The sequence below is a fragment of the Microbacterium thalassium genome (assembly GCF_014208045.1).
Classification (GTDB): domain Bacteria; phylum Actinomycetota; class Actinomycetes; order Actinomycetales; family Microbacteriaceae; genus Microbacterium; species Microbacterium thalassium.
The window spans coordinates 3,539,741-3,558,184 of sequence record NZ_JACHML010000001.1 but is presented as its reverse complement, the minus strand read 5'-3'; the positions used below and the strand labels follow the sequence as shown (position 1 = coordinate 3,558,184).

Genomic DNA, 18,444 nt, shown 5'->3' with positions numbered 1-18,444 from the left:
AACACCCAGCAGTGGCTCGGCTCGTCCAGCGCTCTGGGCCTGGGTGCCTACGACGCCGGGGCGACGTACAACAAGGGCGACGAGATCGAGTATGCGGGCGCGTACTACACCGCTCAGCAGGACGGACTGCACGGCATCGCCCCCACGGGCGGCAACGTCGGCGAGACCGACGCCTTCCCGTGGCGAGAAGGCGGTGTGTCGCACAGTGTGAAGGAGGCGGGTGCCTCGAGCCAGGGCGGCTGGACCGACGCGCTCGACGGCACCACCGAGGGCAGCGTCGTCGCGTGGTCCGACGGCACGTGGGCCGAGGGCTCGATCGTCAGCTACGCCGGCAAGAAGTGGGTCGCGACCGCCGACATCACGGCCGCGGACGACGCCCCCGACGTCGACTCCGACTGGGTCGAGACCGCCGTGACCGCGCAGAAGACGAACGATCGCCTCGGCTCGGCGATGGGCGGCGTGAACCTCGGCGCGGCCGCCCCGACGACCAACCCCGGCACCGACGCCCTGGGTGCCGTGCCCGCCGGCGGCACGACGGCGACGATCAACGGCACCGTGGACGCGGGCGGCAGCGTGCGCGCCTGGGCGTCGGACGACGTCACCGTGCTCGGCGTCGCGGGGGCCGCGGGCGCAGGCCTGGTCGGCGTCGGCATCTCGGTGCTGGTGCTCAACATCAAGAGCGTCGCGGATGCCGGCATCGGCTCGACCGCGGTGATCACCGCCGGCACCGGCGGCAGCGACGCCGTCTCGGTGAAGGCGAGCCTCGTCGAGGACGTCTTCGGCCTCGGCTTCTCGGGGGCCGCGGGTCTGGTCGGCATCGCGGGTCAGGTCGTCGTGATCAACGACAGCGGAACGCAGCGGGCCCACATCGACGGCGGGGCGCAGATCACCCGCGCCGGCGGCGGAGTCAGCGTCTCGTCGGTCGCCGATCGCGACATCGAAAGCCTGTCGCTCGCCATCGCCGTCGGAGCCATCGGTGCCGGCGTCTCGGTATCCGTCGTCAACGTCTCGGGGAACAACACGTCCGAGACCGGCACGGTCACCGTCGGCGGCACCGGCACCGTCGCCTCCTTCTCGTCGAGCGCGCAGGACGACATCACCGTCAGCGCGATGGCCGTCAGCGTCGCCGGCGGCATCGGCGCCATCGGCGGCGTCGTCGCGTTCGTGAGCCTGAGCGGCACCGCCAAGGCGACCGCCTCGCCGTCGGGCACGATCGGCTCCGGCGGCGTCCACGTCACCGCGAACGGCACGCGCACCGTCGAGACGAAGACCCTGAACGTCACCGTCGGCGCCGTCGCTGTGGGCCTCACCGTCGCGCGCTCGAACTCGTCGCGGCACCTCGAGGCGGTTCTCGGCGGCAACGTCACGACCGCAGGCGCGGTCGAGGCGACCGCCACCGCCACCAACTCCGCCGTCGTCTCGGCGCCGGGCGTGGCGGTGGGACTTGCGACCATCGGCATCACCGTCGTGTTCTCCGAGCTCTCCGGGCACACCACGGCCAAGGCCACCGGCACGGTCAGCGGCGCCTCTCAGATCGACGTCATCGCCACGGCATCGAACCGGGCCGACACGCGCACCGAGCTCTACTCCGGCTCGCTCATCGGCGTCTCGGGCGCCTGGGCGAGCGCGAAGGTGACCTCGGGCGCGTACATCACCGCGAGCGCGGAGGGCGGATCGAGCCTGGGCTCCACCGGCGCGATCACCATCAAGGCGCAGACCCAGGGCACTGGCTACGTCGCGAAGGGCATCATCGACTCGGCCTCGGTCGGCGGACTCGCCGACATCAAGGCGTTCGTCGCGATCGGCACGGTCGACGCCGACACCACCGCGACGCTCGACGGCGCCGTCACCGCCGCCACGAACGTCACCGTGCGCGCAAACGCGGTCGTCGACGTCGACGCCGACATCCAGACCGGTTCGGTCGGTTTCGCCTCGCTCGCGATCGGATCCAGCAACGCGAAGTACACCGGTGAGACGAAGGCCTCGGGCGCCGGTTCGATCGCCGCCACCGGCAACGTCGCCATCGAGGCGGTCAGTTCGGCGGCGGCGAACGCGAAGTCGAACGTCATCACCGGAGGCATCCTCATCGGCATCGCCGTCAGCGCACCGAATGCCGACATCTCGGCGCCGACGACCGCTGTTTGGACCGGGGATGTCACCTCGGCCGGCACGATGACGATCGAGGCGGATGCCACGAACACGGTCGTCTCCACGCTGAACGTCCTGGCCACGGGCATCGGTGCGGTCACCGGCGGCGATGCCGACGCGACGATCACCGACACCACCGTCACCTCCGCAGCGATCGGCAGCGGCGCCTCGCTCACCGGCATCGTGGGCCTGCTCACCGTGTCGGCGCACGCGGTGAACCGCGCGACGGCCGTCGCCGGCGGCAAGGGCATCGGCGGCGTCAGCATCAGCGTGATCTTCCCCAACGCGACCGTCGAGGCGCACACGACGGCGACGATCGAGGGCGACGTCGGCTCCACGACCATCGACCCGGCGCTCGGCACCGTCGGGGTCCCCGGTGCGGGAGCCATCCTGGTCAGCGCCATCGGCGACGACGCCACGAGCGCCAGCGTCGACACCTTCGGCGTCGGGCTCGTCGCCATCAGCGCGTCGTCCGCCTCGGCGAGCACGGCCCCCGAGGTCCGTGCCCGCGTCGGCAACGGCGATGTCACGGCCTCCGGAGACGTCATCATTCTGGCCCAGTCGCTCACCGACTCCGACGCGTACGCATACGCCGCCTCGGGAGGGCTCATCGACATCCAGGCTGGCTTCAGCGCCGACGCGAGCAGCACGCCGATCGTCTCGTCGACGATCACCGGCGGCTTCGTCCAGGCCGGCGGTCTGCTGGCGGTGCGCGCCCAGCACGGCAGCGCCCTGGAGGAACTCAGCGACGGCACCATCGACTCGCTCGACTGCGCCGGTGACGACACGATCTGCTTCGCCCTGCCGCATGGGCTCGCCACCGGCGGTTCGGTCACCTACGGCGCGCCCGATCCCGGCAACATCGGCGAGAACGACCCGAACCCGTACGCCATCAGCGGGCTGGCCGACGGGCGCACCCTCGGCGTCATCGTCGAGAACGACTACGCGCTGAAGCTCGGCCTGGAATTCATCGCCGACCAGCCGGGCATGGGCGACTCCTGGGCGGATGCCGTCGACGACGTCACCGCGGGCCTGTACTTCCCGTCCGGCCACAACCTGCTGACCGGGGACGTCGTCACGTACACGTGCGGCGGCGGCACCGCGTTCGGCACCTACGGCGGCGGCACCCTCACCTGCGGCGCCTCGTACTACGTCTTCGTCGTCGACGCGTACCGGCTGCGCCTGTCGACGACCCCGCTCGGCGCGAACGGCGCCACGGTGTGGTCGGGGGCTCCCAACATCTCGGGCGGCGACACGTTCACCGTCGGTTCGACGGCGGGCCTGGACGGACTGACGGTCGTGTACCACGCGCCGCCGGTCATCGAGTTCCGTTCGCACCTCGTCGACGTCACCGTCGACGGCGACGGCATCATCGACACGACCGGGTCGGGGAACATCGACTACTCGTCGGGCGAGAACACGATCTACGCTCCGGACCACGGCAGCATCGAGGGCGCGGAGTACGTCTACACCGTGTCGGGCGGTCCCGTCCTCGGCGGCCTGTCGAACGGGCAGCACGTCTGGATCGTCGGCGGGTCCGAGTCCGCGGGTCCCGACCTGGTCCGCCTCGCCGACTCGTACTGCCACGCCGGGTTCGGCACCTACGACGCCGATCCCGGCCCCGGCACCGACATCCAGCCGTGCAGCGGCAACATCCAGGTGCTGCCGATCTCGTACAGCACGCTCGAGGCGAACCGGCTCGCGCTGCACACCCTCACCCGGGTCGGGCACGAGAACATCGGGCTCACCGAGGGCGGCATGTACGTCATCGATGTGCTCAACGGCACGCAGTTCCAGCTGCGCACCACAGGCGGCGCGCTCGTGACGGGTCTGGTGAGCAAGTCCGGGACGCACCGGCTCGTGAACGAGGGCATCGCGGTGGTCGCGAACGGCACGGGCACCCACCAGCTCACCCTGCACTTCGGCAGCTCGCTGCCGGCCGCCTCCAACCCGCACGTGCTGTTCGGCGTCGGCGGGCCGGACGCACTCCTGGCGAACCCCGCGGGCGGCGCGAACGGGGTCGTGAGTTCGGCGGCCACCGGCGTCGGCGGCGGACTGTTCCGCTTCAGCGACGTCGACTCCGACGTCACCTCGCACCCGCACCTGACCGCGTCGGTGCAGGGCGGCACGCTGCGCGGCGGCGAGGTCGAGATCGCCGGCGAGTCGTTCTCGAGCGTCGCGGTCGCCACCAAGGGCGTGGGCGGCGGCTTCCTGGCCTTCGGCGGCGCCGACTCGGGCGCGGTCGTCCGCAACACCGTCACCGTCGACGTCGCCTCCGGCGCCACGGTCTTCTCATCCTCCGACATCGCCGTCACAGCACTGGGCTTCAACACCGCCAACGGAGAAGCCGTCAACCGCACCGGCGGTCTCATCGCGGGCGCCGACGCCCTCGTCGACCTCGAGATCGGATACGAGATCGCCACGACCGTCTCGGGCGAACTCTTCGCCAACCGCACGATCCTCGTGGATGCCGCGGCCGGCGTCGACGGGCGCGCGAACGCGTCCGCCGGGTCCGGTGGTCTGGGCACCGATGTGGACGCCAACGACAGCTCGAGCCGTGGCGTGCAGATCGGAAACGATCACACCGCGGCCGTGAGCACCACGATCGGCACCGGCGCGCTGCTGCGCGGTGGAGCCGTGCAGATCTCGGCGGGCACCGGCATCCGCTACTCGATCGACGGCGACGGGGCGCTCGTCGGCCACGACGTGACCGTGCTCGGCAAGGCCAACTCGTCGGCGAGTGCCTACGCCCTCGGCGCCGATTCCGACGCGGGCGCGCACGTGAAGCTCGCCGACACCGTGACGACGACGCTCGAGACGGGATCGGAGGTCGAGGGCGCGTCCGTGCTCATCCAGTCGCGCCACAAGAACATCGATCTGTCGGCGACGGCGCGCTCCAGCTGCGGCTGCGGCGGCGGCGACACCGACGCGCGCGCGAGCGTCACCTTCTCGGGGGCATCCCAGGTCGTCGGGGTCGACGAGTCGATCGTGCGCACCGCCGAACTCGTCGTGCGGGCCGTGACGACCTTCGACAACCTGTCGGCCTCGGCGCGACGCTCGGGCGGATTCTTCGACGTCGGCTCCTCCGACGCCGACGTCACCAACGTCCAGGCACGCGCCATCACGTGGAACTCGACCGTCTTCCTCCTCGGCGAGCCGAACCCGATCCTCATCGTGGACGAAACGGGTGAGATCGTCGCGAAGACCGACAACGTCACCGTCCGTGCGACGCAGGGCGGCGGTGCCCTCGGCATCGGCGACGTCGTCCCCGGCGGCACGATCTGGATCGACCCGATCATCTACGACGAGATCCCGGCCGCACTGTTCGAGACCAACGATGCCAGCGGCAGCTGCGACCTGCTCTGCGACGGGACGATCGGCGGCCACGACGGCACGTTCTACATCCAGCAGACCTGGAACTCGCTGCTGATCCGGAACTCCTCCGACAAGGCGATCTACATCGAGGGCACCAACGACCCGCAGAGCGTGTCGATCAACACCCTCAACTCGCACCTGACCACGACCCCGGCGGCCACGATCAGCGTGTCGGTCGACAACGGCCCCCACGCGCCTCCGTACCCGCCCGCGTGGACGTGGGACCTTCAGCACATCTTCCCCGCCACCGACGTGGTGATCGAGAGCCTGCGCGCGGGCACGACCACCGGCTTCGACATCACGTACGACGGCGACATCGTCAACACCATCGGCACCACCCGCATCACCAACGACCGCGGCTCGATCCTCCGCGACCCCGACGGCGGCACCGAGACCATCTACAGCAACACCGCGACGCTCGACGCGGAGGAAGGCTCGATCGGCACCATCCCGAGCCCGATCGCGCTCGTCCTCCACCAGATCACCCACACCGGCGAAGTCGGCGTCCCCGCCGTGTTCAAGCCCGTCGCCCTCGACGTCGAGGCGGGCCAGAACCTCTACCTCGACCTGCGAGTGATCCGTCGCGACGCGCTCACGGCCAGCACGTCCGCGGTCCAGCCCGTCATCGGGCCCATCAGGGCCGGCGGCGACGCGGTCGTCATCCTCCGCGACAGTGCCGAGGGCATCCAGCTGCCGACCCTGGGTGACGTCAACGTCGACGTCTACAGCCCGAACGACAAGCCGGCGCCGTACGGCACCGGATCTCCGACGTACACCGTGCCGACCACGTGCTACTTCCGTGAGGACTCGGACGGGTGCCCTGGCGGAATCGTGGAGCCGGTCATCGTCGGCGGCGACGTTGTCGCGGTGCCATTCGGAACCGATCTGGACCCGATCCGTGCGTACTACACCTTCAGCGACATCCGCGCGGGTCACAACATCGCGATCTTCCACACGTCGGCCGCGACCGAGATCACGATCCTCGCGTACACCGACGTCGACGCGACCTGGACCGACGACGAGACGTCCGCGACCCACGGTGTGACCGACGGCTCCGGCAAGATCGATGTCCTGAACAACGGCGACATCACGGTCGTCGAGCAGAGTGGCAAGGGCGACCTGCGCGTCGGCCACATCCACACCACCGGGCTGTGCTCCGGTGCGACCCCGAAGGCGTGCACGACCGCGACGATCGGCGCGGATGTCGACCTGCGCTCGCCGCGCAAGATCCTCGACGCCGAACTCGATGCCGGCATCCTCGACACCGACGACGACTCGACGCTCGTCGACGCGTACGACCTCGACACCGGCGGCCCGCTCACCGGGGTCGACGTGACCGGCCGGAACATCACGCTGACCGCGGGCGACAACGGACTCGGCCAGCCCGGCAGCGTCTCGGGTGTGGGTGGCATCGGTCTCCCCGACAACTTCCTCGAGATCGAGGTGGATGCCATCGGCGGCCCGCTCGGCATCCTCAACGCGTTCGACACGGCCGCGGACGACGACAAGACCTTCGGCATCTTCCTCGACCAGGTCGACGGAGACATGCAGATCGGCCTCGTGCACACCGCCGGCGACAACGCCCCGATCACGGGCCTGACCACCGGCAACGTGTCGCTGCGCAGCCGGAACGGCAGCATCCGCGACGCCCTCGACGATGCCGCCGCCGACGTCATCGGGCAGACGATCGACATCGACGCGCACGGCGGTTCGATCGGCGACACCGACGGCGCCAACGACCTCGAGATCGACTCGCTGGTCGGCTCGCCGTTCGCGTGCGACAACCCCAACTGCGCCGACAACTCGGACGGAACCTCGGATGCGGGCCTGATCGCCGTCGCCGACGACGTCGCGCTCGAGGCATCCGGGGGCATCTTCCTGACCGAGACCGACGCGTACCTGCGGCTCGTCTACGCGCACACCACCGGCGGCGACATCCGGCTCACCGTCCGCGAGTCCGCGCAGTTCGACGAGGACCTCTTCCTCATCCGCAACGGGTCCGCGAACTTCGCCGAAGACAACGACACGGTGCCCGGGAACGACCCCGACCACCTGCGGATCATCCCCAACGGCACGGTCTTCGCCGAGACGGGAAGTGTCGAGCTGCGGGTCGGCGACGACATCACGCTGCACCAGAACAGCCGCATCCTCGCGAACGAGGGCATCGACATCCGCGGCGACTGGCTGAACCTCGACAGCGGCGGAACGCTCGGTGCGCCCGTGCCCGAACGCGGCACCACGATGATCCTGCGCGGCGAGATCACCGCCGACTGCATGGTCACCGGGGCCGACATCGACGGCTTCGGCCACCCCGAGGGTGCGTGCGCCCCGTCGACCGCGCCGGTGCCCGTCTGGGAGACCGACATCTGGGGCGGAGTCGACGTCGACGTGTTCCAGCTCGGCGACCCCTCGGGTCTCGACCTCGATGACTCGAAGCTCAGCCTCGGCGACCCGGGCTACATCTTCCTCGGCTCCAAGACCACGGTCCACGGCAATGCGGTTCCGACGCCGGGAACGACGGACGGCGAGGACGAATTCACCGTCTGGTACCTCCAGTCGATGGACATCGTCACGAGCCCGACCGGACTGCAGAGCGGCAATGGAGCCGGGCATGCGCTGACGCTCGACGGCCAGGGCGAGAGCGACCACTACACCGTCTACACCAACGGCAGCCACGGCAGCATCCGCAACTACGTCATCCAGGTGCTCGACACGGGCGCGCCCGACAACGGCGTCGACGAGCTCGAGATCTACGGCTACGACAACCTGTCGGACGACTTCAACGGCTCCGAAGACGGCGAGAACAAGGCCACCGACGACATCTGGCTGCTGCGTGCGCTCGTCTGCATCGACAACGAGTCGCCCTACGGCGTCAGCGGCGTGCCGGCGACCTGCGACTCGGCGACCGAGACCGCCGACCACCCGGCGTTCATCGCCCTGCTGGCCGGCGACAGCGCCGCCGACGACGGCGGCATCGGCACCTATCGCGACCGCATCCAGGGCAACGAGCCGAGCGCTCTGGTGCAGCGGGTCACCTACGACACCGCGCTCAACGGCCGCATCACCGTCTTCGGCCAGGGCGGAAACGACGCGTTCTACGTCGACGACACCTCGGCCACCATCACCCTCGACGGCGGATACGGCAACGACACCTTCCAGATCGGCCAGATCTTCGGCACGCAGCGCGACGACGACCTCGCGCCCGACGGCGGCGCGCTGCTGCCGGCCGACACGTTCCCGGCTCTCGTGCCGACGACGCGCGGCTGGCTGAGCCCCGGCGCTCACGCGCCGCTGATCGCCACCGGCGGCACCGGTAACGACAGGTTCACGGTCTACTCCAACCAGGCCGAGATCCAGCTGAACGGCGACGACGACAACGACCTGTTCGTGGTCCGCGCGTTCGCGATCGCCGCGGTGTGCGACACCAACGCCGACAACGCGGCGGATGCCGGGGATGCGGCGAACGGATGCGGGTACAGCGACGTGAGCTTCGACGCCGACCCCGAGACCGGCGAGTACCCGATGGACGGCGACGACGGCCACGTCGACGGGCAGTGCCAGCTCGCCGACGGCTACATCCGGTACGACAACAACGGCGACGGCGTCTGCAACAACGCCGACGCGCACATAACGTACAACCACGAGCCGGGCAGCAACGTCGACCTCGACAACCGCTGGTGGATGGACGACATCATCCCGCTCGATGAGGACGGCGTCGCGGTGCCGATCATCGGCCTCGGCTTCTCGACGAACCGACCGCTCGACATCCGCGCGGGCGGCGGCGAGGACGAGGTCCAGTACAACGTCAACGCCCCGGTCAACGTCGACGGCGGCACCGGCTTCGACAAGCTCGTCGTGCTCGGCACGGAGTTCGCCGACGACTTCGCGATCACCGACACCGGCATCTACGGCGCCGGCCTCCTCGTCCGCTACACGACCATCGAGGTGCTCGAGGTCGACGGGCTCGAGGGCGACGACCAGTTCTTCGTGCAGTCCACGGCCTACGGCGTCGCCTACCGCGTGATCGGCGGTCTCGGCTCCGACATGATCAGCGTGACCGGCGACGTCACCGCCGACATCGTCACGCGCGAGCTCGAGGGCCTCTCCGGCGCGGTCGATCACCTCGTCACCTCGGCGACCGATTCGGGCTACGACGGACTGCCCACCGACGGGGTGCCGTACAACCTTGCGGTCGGCGACCAGGGCGTGGTCGTGATCAAGGAGCAGACGGGCGGCACGGTCGTGCGCGAAGGCGGGGGCTCGACCATCGACGAGACCGCGTACTATACGGTCGAGCTCGCCGAGCAGCCGGATGCCCCGGTGTATGTGACGGTGTCCGCCGCGTACTCGCCGTCCGAAGAGGCGTTCGGCCACGAGATCAACCCCGGCCCCGAGGTCTACAACGGCTTCGACCCGCTGCCCGACGGCATCGGCGACACCGTGTGGCTGTGCGTCGGAGCGGTGGACGCCGACTGCGACGAGCAGGGCGAGTTCCAGCGCCACTATGTCCGCAACGGCGTCGTGTACGACCGTGCGGGCCGCGAGGTCGTGCTCACCTTCGACGACATGAACTGGATGACCCCGCAGCGCGTCTACGTCTACGCGGTCGACGACCCGCGGGCCGAGGGCGACCGCAGGGTCGTCATCCAGCACTCCGTGATCAGCGCGGACGAGACCTTCCACATGGCACGTGTCCGCCAGGTCAACGCGCTGGTATACGACAACGACACCCCGGGTGTGTACGCGATCCCGGTCGCGCCCGGCACCGATGAGCTCGACGCCGGCACCTACGTCATCGAAGGCGACGGCACCACCGAGCGCAACGACGACATCCTGCTCTCGCTCGCGAAGAACCCCGGCGCCGAGACCATCTGGGTCAAGGTGTGGATGGATGCCGAGAGTCAGGCGATCCTCCAGCTGACCTTCCCCGGCCTCGCCGCGTCTCGTCTGCAGCAGTTCGCCGACCCCGACGGCGGCACCCACTACGCGGTCCAGTTCACCAGCGGCAACTGGGACCTGCCGATCCGGGTCGTCGCGAACGCACGCGACAACGCCGACCCGGCCGACCCGACGACCGCCGTCGTCTTCTACGAGCTGTACGCCGCGCTCAGCAGCGCGGACGCCGAGTACGCGTACCCGTTCCCGAACCTGCGCAGCGGTCCGCAGCGCAGCGACGTTGTCGTGTACGACGACGAGACGCCGTTCGTCATCACCGACATCAGCGGCACCGACACGGTGATCGTCAAGTGCGGCGACGCGACGTGCAGCATTCCGGGCACGACCGACGACTACACGATCCGGCTCACCAAGCCGCCGACAGGCGAAGTGCAGATCGCGCTCCTGCCCGACGGCCTCGTCGACGTCGTGAGGCTGTGCGACAGCGACGGCATGAACTGCGATGTCCTCGACCCGCAGGTCGACTACGAGATCATCGGCGGCGACGTCCCCACCCGCGTGTTCCTCGGCAAGCTCAGCTTCGCCGGCACGACCGTGACCCGCGCCAACGGCAGCGATCTCGGCAGCTTCCTCGACGAGGGGCTGGCGGTGGGCGACCGCATCACGATCTCCGGGTGCGGCGCGACCATCTACACGATCACGGGCATCGCGCCCGACGGCGGTTCGCTGGACGTCGACCAGAGCGTCGGAGGCTGCACACCGGCGATCCCCACCGAGAACGACACCATCAACCAGCTGCGCGCGGTCGGTGCGTGGGACGGCGATGCGACGGCGCAGCTCGTCGGCGGTGCATGGCGTCTCGAGCGAGACGACGCCTCGAGCTGGCTCGCCGACGGATTCATCGAGGGACAGTGGGTCGAGATCTGCGACGGCGACGTCGGGTGCGTGCGGGCGAAGATCGCGATCCTGCGCGGTGAGAACGACACCAAGGACGAGAAGCTCGAGCTGCGCCAGGTCCTGCTCGCTCCCGGAGACGACCTGACCGGCTTCGACGGATACGTCACGGTGACGCGCATCGCGGCGGTCGTCACCTTCGACGACACCGACTACTACGTCGAGAAGCAGGTCGTCCTCGAAGCCGACATCGCCTATGAGCAGCCGATCCAGCGCCAGGGTGTGAAGATCTTCCCGACCTCGACCCACCTGCTGTCGAAGCTGAGGGGACCGCTCGCCGTCGAGGGCGGCGTGTCGGGCGCCGATCGGTCGCTCGAGCTCGGTCTGAAGCTGCCGGGCGAGCAGGACGGGCCGCTGTTCGCGATCGCGACGCAGGCGCCCGAGACCAAGCAGATCGACATGCTGAACATCTACAACGACTCCAGCCAGGCCCACGGCCGTGGAGCGATGAACAGCACGACGCTGCGCGGCTTCGGCATGGCGAAGGACCTCGACTTCGGCGACGGCTACGCCGGCGACCAGGACGAGACGTTCGGCGAGGGGCAGATCTTCCCCGGGGGCATCAGCTTCGGCACCGTCCAGGTCGTCGACGGCGAGTACCTGACCGACGGAGCGAAGTCGACCATCGAGGTCTTCAACCTCATGCTCGGCATCGGCAACGACCGCCTCGACGTGCAGGGCACGCTCCAGCCGGATGACGCGGTCAAGCTCACCGGCACGGTGGAGCTGACCGAGCCCGGCGTCGGCGAAACGGTGCCCGATGACACGACGCATCGCCTCTCGCGGCCCGACCCGTACGGTCCGTTCGACTGGAAGGCGCAGGGCTTCCTCGTCGGAATGCCGGTGACCATCGACGGCGTCGAGTTCGTCGTGACCGGGTTCGGCGACGACTTCCCCGGCGACACCACCGACAACACGGTGATGTACCTGGAGGAGATCGCTCCCGGCACCGCACCGGAGGGCGTCGGCTTCCACGACGTCATCGGCAGCGACGTCGAGGTCGTGGGCACCGGCACCGGCGACATCACCATCACCCCGAACATCGCCGGCGACGGCGCCATCGTGGAGCGCGAGAGCGGCGCGTGGGGTGACGACGGGTTCGTGATCGGCCAGCTGATCATGATCGACGGCCTCGACGGGCAGTGGCGGCTCACCGCGATCTCGGAGGACGGCGCGATGCTCACGCTCCGTCGCGGCGAGGAGATCACGCCCGCGCAGATCGCCGGGCTCGGCGACGAGCCGACGGTCTTCGTGCCCGGCCCGCACGGCGGCCTCACCGTCATCCACGGCGGCGGCAACTCGACGGTGCAGAGCGCGTTCGACATGATCCGCGCGACGAGCGCGCCCGACGCGCCCGACGGCACCGAGCTCGTGCTGACGCGCCTGGATGGTCGCCCGTGGAGTGTCAACGAGTACTTCCCGGGCAGCGGCTATGTCGCGCTCGACCCGTACGGCAGCGGCCCGCAGCACGTGCAGCTCGACGGCGAGGCGTTCACCCGGGAGATCCTCGGCTTCGGCGGCACGCTCGCCGACTGCGACTTCGGCGATCCGTTCCCCGGCTGCGGCGTCGGCTCGATCATGTACCTCTCGGGGCCGGAGTACCTCGGTTCCACCGGCGAGGTGGCGACGACCGTGCACATCGCCGACCCGCTCGAGGTCACCGCGACCGACGAGATGGAGATCCGCACCGATTCGCTCACCCGCACGGACGGCGGCTCGTTCGTCACCGACAAGTTCGAAGTCGGCCAGCAGGTGCGCATCAGCGGGATGCCCGGCGTCTACACGATCGCCGAGGTCACGGCATCCGTCCTCACCTTCCACAACGTCGCCTTCCAGCCGACCGTCACGCTCGACGCCGACGGACACCAGGTGTGGCACGCGCCGCTGCTCACGGTCACCGGCTACCGTGAAGACCTCGACGGCGGACTCCGCGTCGGCGGCGACACCATCACGGTCTGCAACCTCGGCTCCGTCAGCCCGCTGTACCTCGACATCGCGTGCGACGTCGACGCGACGGCCGGTCCGGGCTCGCCGCTCGTGGTCTACGGCGACACCGGTCAGGACGGCATCTGGTACGCCGGCGACCCGTCCAACGTCCTGGGCATGGAGTTCGGGCCGAAGCCCTTCGACCCGTTCACCCGCATCCCGGATGCCGAGAACGAGGACGACGAGTGGATGCTCGGTCTCGCGCACCCGTACGACGACGCGGGCAACGACATCATCGACGCGTCGAACCTGTTCGCGCACCTCGGCCACAGCGAGCTGCCGACCGTCGGGTTCAGCGCCTACGGCGGCGTCGGGAACGACCTCATCATCGGCAGTCAGGCCGGCGACCACCTCGCCGGCGGCTCGGGCGACGACGAGATCCGCGGCCTGCGTGGCGTCGACCACATCTACGGCGACTCGGGCATGAACGTCGACATGTTCACGCGCGCGCTCGACATCGCGACCAGCGACCTCTCGCCGGCGCCCAGCGTCACCGGAGCCGGCTACATCAACAACGGCACCACGATCCAGCCGTACAAGCCGTTCGTCCGCGACGACCTGCTCGTGGGCGGCCACGACCTGATCTTCGGCGAGGGCCTGTGGACCGTCCTGGGCGGCCCCGAGTCCGTGTACGACGACGTCGTCTTCGGCGACCACGGGGTCGTGCTGCAGGAAGTCCAGGATCCGAACCTGCCGGACATCCGCAGCCTCGGAATCCTTCAGAAGATCCAGACCACCGAGCTGGAGACGATCCTCGCCGTCTACAGCGTGAACCTGCAGAAGGGCGACGGCGACCACATCTTCGGAAACCTCGGACGCGACCTCATCATCGCCGGCCGCGGCGACGACCAGGCCGATGGCGACGAGGCCGACGACATGCTGTTCGGCGACGCCGCCGGGATCGTGCGCACGCACGGCGACTGGACCAGCGAGCGCTTCCAGACCCTGTGCGGCACCCTGCTCTACAGCCGCAGCGACATCCTGACGGCCGCGAACCTCTGCAACGGCGCACCGACGCCGACCGCCGACGACTCCGGCGCGCTCCTCGTCGACGGAACGCCGCGCCCGTACCGTGACCCCGACGGGGCGCCCTGGTGGGCCGAATACGACGTGACCGAGCTGTGGCACACGTTCGCCATCGACGACGGCTCCGAGGGCGCCGGCAGCTTCGGCAACGACGAGCTCGCCGGCAGCGAGGCCCACGACCTGCTGTTCGGCCAGCTCGGCAACGACGTGATCCAGGGTGACGGCGGCACCGAGCAGGCGTTCGCGCGGATGGTCGACGACGACACGATCACCGTGCACCCGGGTGCGTCGCGCACGCCGCTCGGCTGCCTGCCGGACGGTGCCGGCGTGGTGTGCGACCTCGTCGGAACCCTCGACGTCGTGGCGACGTTCGAGGCCGCGACCGACGGCGAGGACTACATCGAAGGCGGCGGCGGCAACGACCGGGTCCTCGGCGGTCTCGGCCAGGACGACATCCTCGGGGGCTCGAGCGACTTCTTCAGCCTCGTCGACCCGGAGCAGCGCCCTGACGGTCTGCCGAACCCGCAGCCGTGGTACCTGCCCGGCGACGACCGCGGCGCCGACATCCTGTTCGGCGGCGCCGGCATCCGCATCGGCATCAACGACCAGACCTCGGGCGTCGACTCCGTGCCCGGGCTGGACGGCGGCATCCTCGACGACCAGACGGTGCCCGGGAACATGCATGCCCGCGACGCCGACACGATCGTCGGCGACAACGGGCGGATCATCCGCATCGTCGGTGTGAACCACATCGACGTCAACGGCGACGACAACACCGGCGGCGTTTTCGAACCGCCGGCGACCGGCCCGAACTACGTCACGTTCAACTACGACGACTACGGTCCGCAGAAGATCGTCGTGCGCGGCGTGGAGCTGCTCGACTACACGATCGGCGGCCCCGACTTCCTGCCGCAGAACTTCGGGCTCACCGAAGGGGCCGACTGCAACGGCTCACCCACGCAGCCGACGTGCTCCATGGTCCTCGACACCTCGAGCGGATCCTGGAAGACGATCCAGATCGGCGGCCGCGACGAGGTCCATGGCGAGACCGGCGACGACACCGTCTACACCGGCGCCGACCACGACATCGTGTTCGGCGACGCTCAGGACGACGACATCATCGCCGGCTGGGGCAACGACTGGGTGTCGGGCGGCACGGGCCGCGACGGCATCCTCGGCGACGACGGGCGCATCTTCACCAGCCGGAACACCGCCTGCCCGACCGCCGGCTCCGCGGCGTGCACGCAGGAGACCGAGCCGCTCTACGGCATCCTGGGCCTTCGGACGGTCGACCCCGACGACAAGTACAGCAACGGCGACGTGCTGAACGAGTACATCTACACGCCGGGGCACGTCCAGAACGCGACGATCAACGTCGAAGGCGAGCTGAACAAGGCCGCCGACCTCACCGTCTACAACCTCGGCCCGAACACGAACCAGAGCCAGCACCACGTCGCCGACCAGCCGACGTACGACGCGAACAACTCCGACGACATCGTCTTCGGCGGATGGGGTTCCGACTGGATCCACACCGGCGCCGGCGACGATGCCGTCTCGGGCGCCGAGGCGCGTGCCGAGGGCTACGCGCAGCACTTCGACGGCGACGGCGACCCGGTGGGACTCGAGTACATCGACTTCTTCCACCCGTACAACCCCGGCGACGTGCTGCACTTCGGCGACGACACCAACCCGTGGCACGCCAACAACCACAACGAGCTGCGCCTGGGCGAGTTCTACCTCTACGACGAGTACGAGCCGCGCCGCGCGATCCTCTTCGACGAGACCGGGGATGTGTGGACGTGCACCGCGTACACGCCCAGCGGTCACACGTGCACCGACAGCACCGACATCGCCGACTACCCGTCGCACTGGTTCCTCAACAACGAGGACCTGCTCGGCAACTGGGTGACCGCCTGCGTCGAACTCGACAACCAGGGCAACTGCATCGGCACCGACTCCGAGCAGCCGTCGGACGGCAACGACGTCATGTTCGGCGACCTGGGCAACGACTGGATGGTCGGCGGCACCGGCGAGGACACCATCTGGGGCGGCTGGGGCAACGACCTCATGAACGCCGACGACGACCTGCACTCCGGCTGCGTCACCGAGCAGCCCAACGGCACGTGCACGCTCGCCGGCGACACATGGCTCAACGATGTGCCCGACGGCGTGAACTCCAGCTTCCAGGATCGCGTGTACGGCGGAGCCGGGCTCGACATCCTCATCGGCAACACCGGCGGCGACCGCCTCATCGACTGGGTCGGCGAATTCAACAGCTACATCGTGCCGTTCGCGCCCTTCGGCATCGCGACCGTCAGCCGCCAGGTGAGCCCGTGGCTGCCCGAGTTCCTGTATGCGCTCAGCGGCAGCCAGGGCGCCGACCCCACGCGCTGGAGCGACGAGGGCACCGAAGAGATCCGCAACGGCGAGCCCTACGGCGAACTGGGCCTGATCATCCAGCAGGACCACGGTCAGTGGCAGACGCAGACCGGAGGACCGACCGACCCGCAGGCCGGCAACATCCCGGGCGGCCGTCGCGACACCGTGCGCGGCGCGGACTTCAACGACGGGACCCTGCAGGGCTTCGCCACCGACTCCGGCGAGTTCACCGTGACGCAGGGCGTCCTCATGGTCGGCGCCGTGAACAACGACGGCGACGCCGTCGCCGTCTGGTACTCCGACGCGTACAAGACCGTCTACTACGAACTCGCCGCGAAGATCTCGATGGACAAGCCCACCGGCGGCTGGAAGGCGAACTCGTACGTGGTCTTCGACTACTTCGGACCCGACGACTTCAAGTTCGCCGGAATCGACGAGGCGATCAACAAGCTCGTGATCGGCGAGCGCACGGCGTCGGGCTGGAACGTGCTGTCGCAGGGTTCGGTGCCCGGTTCGGTCAAGGCCGGCAAGTGGTACGACCTGAACGTCGTCGTCAACGGACTCATCGTGACGGTGACGGTCGCGGGAGCCGGGTCGCTGTCGTACACGTTCGATCCCCGCGTCCTCTACGGAGACCAGGTGGCCCTCAACAAGGGCCTCGTGGGCTTCGGGTCCAACCGCGCCCGCGGCTGGTTCGACAACATCGCGCTCACGATCATCTCGCCGGAGCTGACGATCGACCGCACCGACCACTACTCCGGCAGCGGCCCGTCGGTCGTCGAGGACGTCGCCGGCACGTGGACGACGGACCCGACAGCCGGAACCCTCAACGGCACCGCGGGCGGCCTGGCGCTGCTGGATCTGCTCGACGCCGACGACGACATCCCGCAGCTCGACTCGATGTCGTACGTCGAGCTCGAGGCGGTGCTGACCGCCGCAGGTACGACCGGCATCGTGTTCGACTACTACACCGCGTCCGACTACAAGTTCGTCGCGATGGACACTGCCGGACAGCGCATCGTCATCGGCCACGTCGTCGGCGGCGTCGAGACGATCGACGCGTCCATCGCCCGCACGTTCACGGCGGGCGGCTCCCACACGCTCAACGTCGTGCTCAAGGCCACGGTCGTCACCGTCACCTTCAACGGGCAGGTTCTCGAGTCGTACAGCTACAATTCACCGCTCGCCGATGGGCGAAGAGGCGTGTTCGGCACGTCCGCCGTGACCGTCGACTCGTGGCGGATGCGCACCGACGACGTCGCCTACGAGGGTGCGTCGCCCCCAGCGGCGACTGTGAGCGTGAGCGACGCCACCGTCGCCGAGGGGGACTCGGGTACGACGACGGTGACGCTGACCGTGACCAGGTCGGACGGAGACGGGGCGGCGAGCATCGACTGGGCGCTCGCGCCGTATGCGACCGCCGCCCTGGGCGACGACTACCTCGGTGCGACCGGAGGAACGCTCCTCTTCGCCGACGGGCAGACGACCGCGACGATCACGTTCACCATCGTCGGCGACACCGCCGCCGAGGGCGACGAGGTGTTCGCCGTGCAGCTCGAGCCCACGCCCGACCTCAACATCACCGACGGCGTCGGCGTCGTCACGATCGTCGGCGACGACGGCGTGACCACCACGCCGGCGCCGGCCCCGACGCCTCCGGGCAACGGCAAGAAAAAGTAG

At 69.4% G+C, this 18,444-nt stretch carries 1 protein-coding gene (running past one end of the window); it reads left to right on the top strand.

Annotated elements, in window-relative coordinates:
* Nucleotides 1-18,444, top strand: partial view of a Calx-beta domain-containing protein gene (locus HD594_RS16475; protein WP_184752152.1) — the 3' portion only. Its footprint begins 10,473 nt before the window's first position; the window shows 18,444 of its 28,917 coding nt (coding positions 10,474-28,917); the start codon falls outside the window, past its left edge; its stop codon occupies nucleotides 18,442-18,444.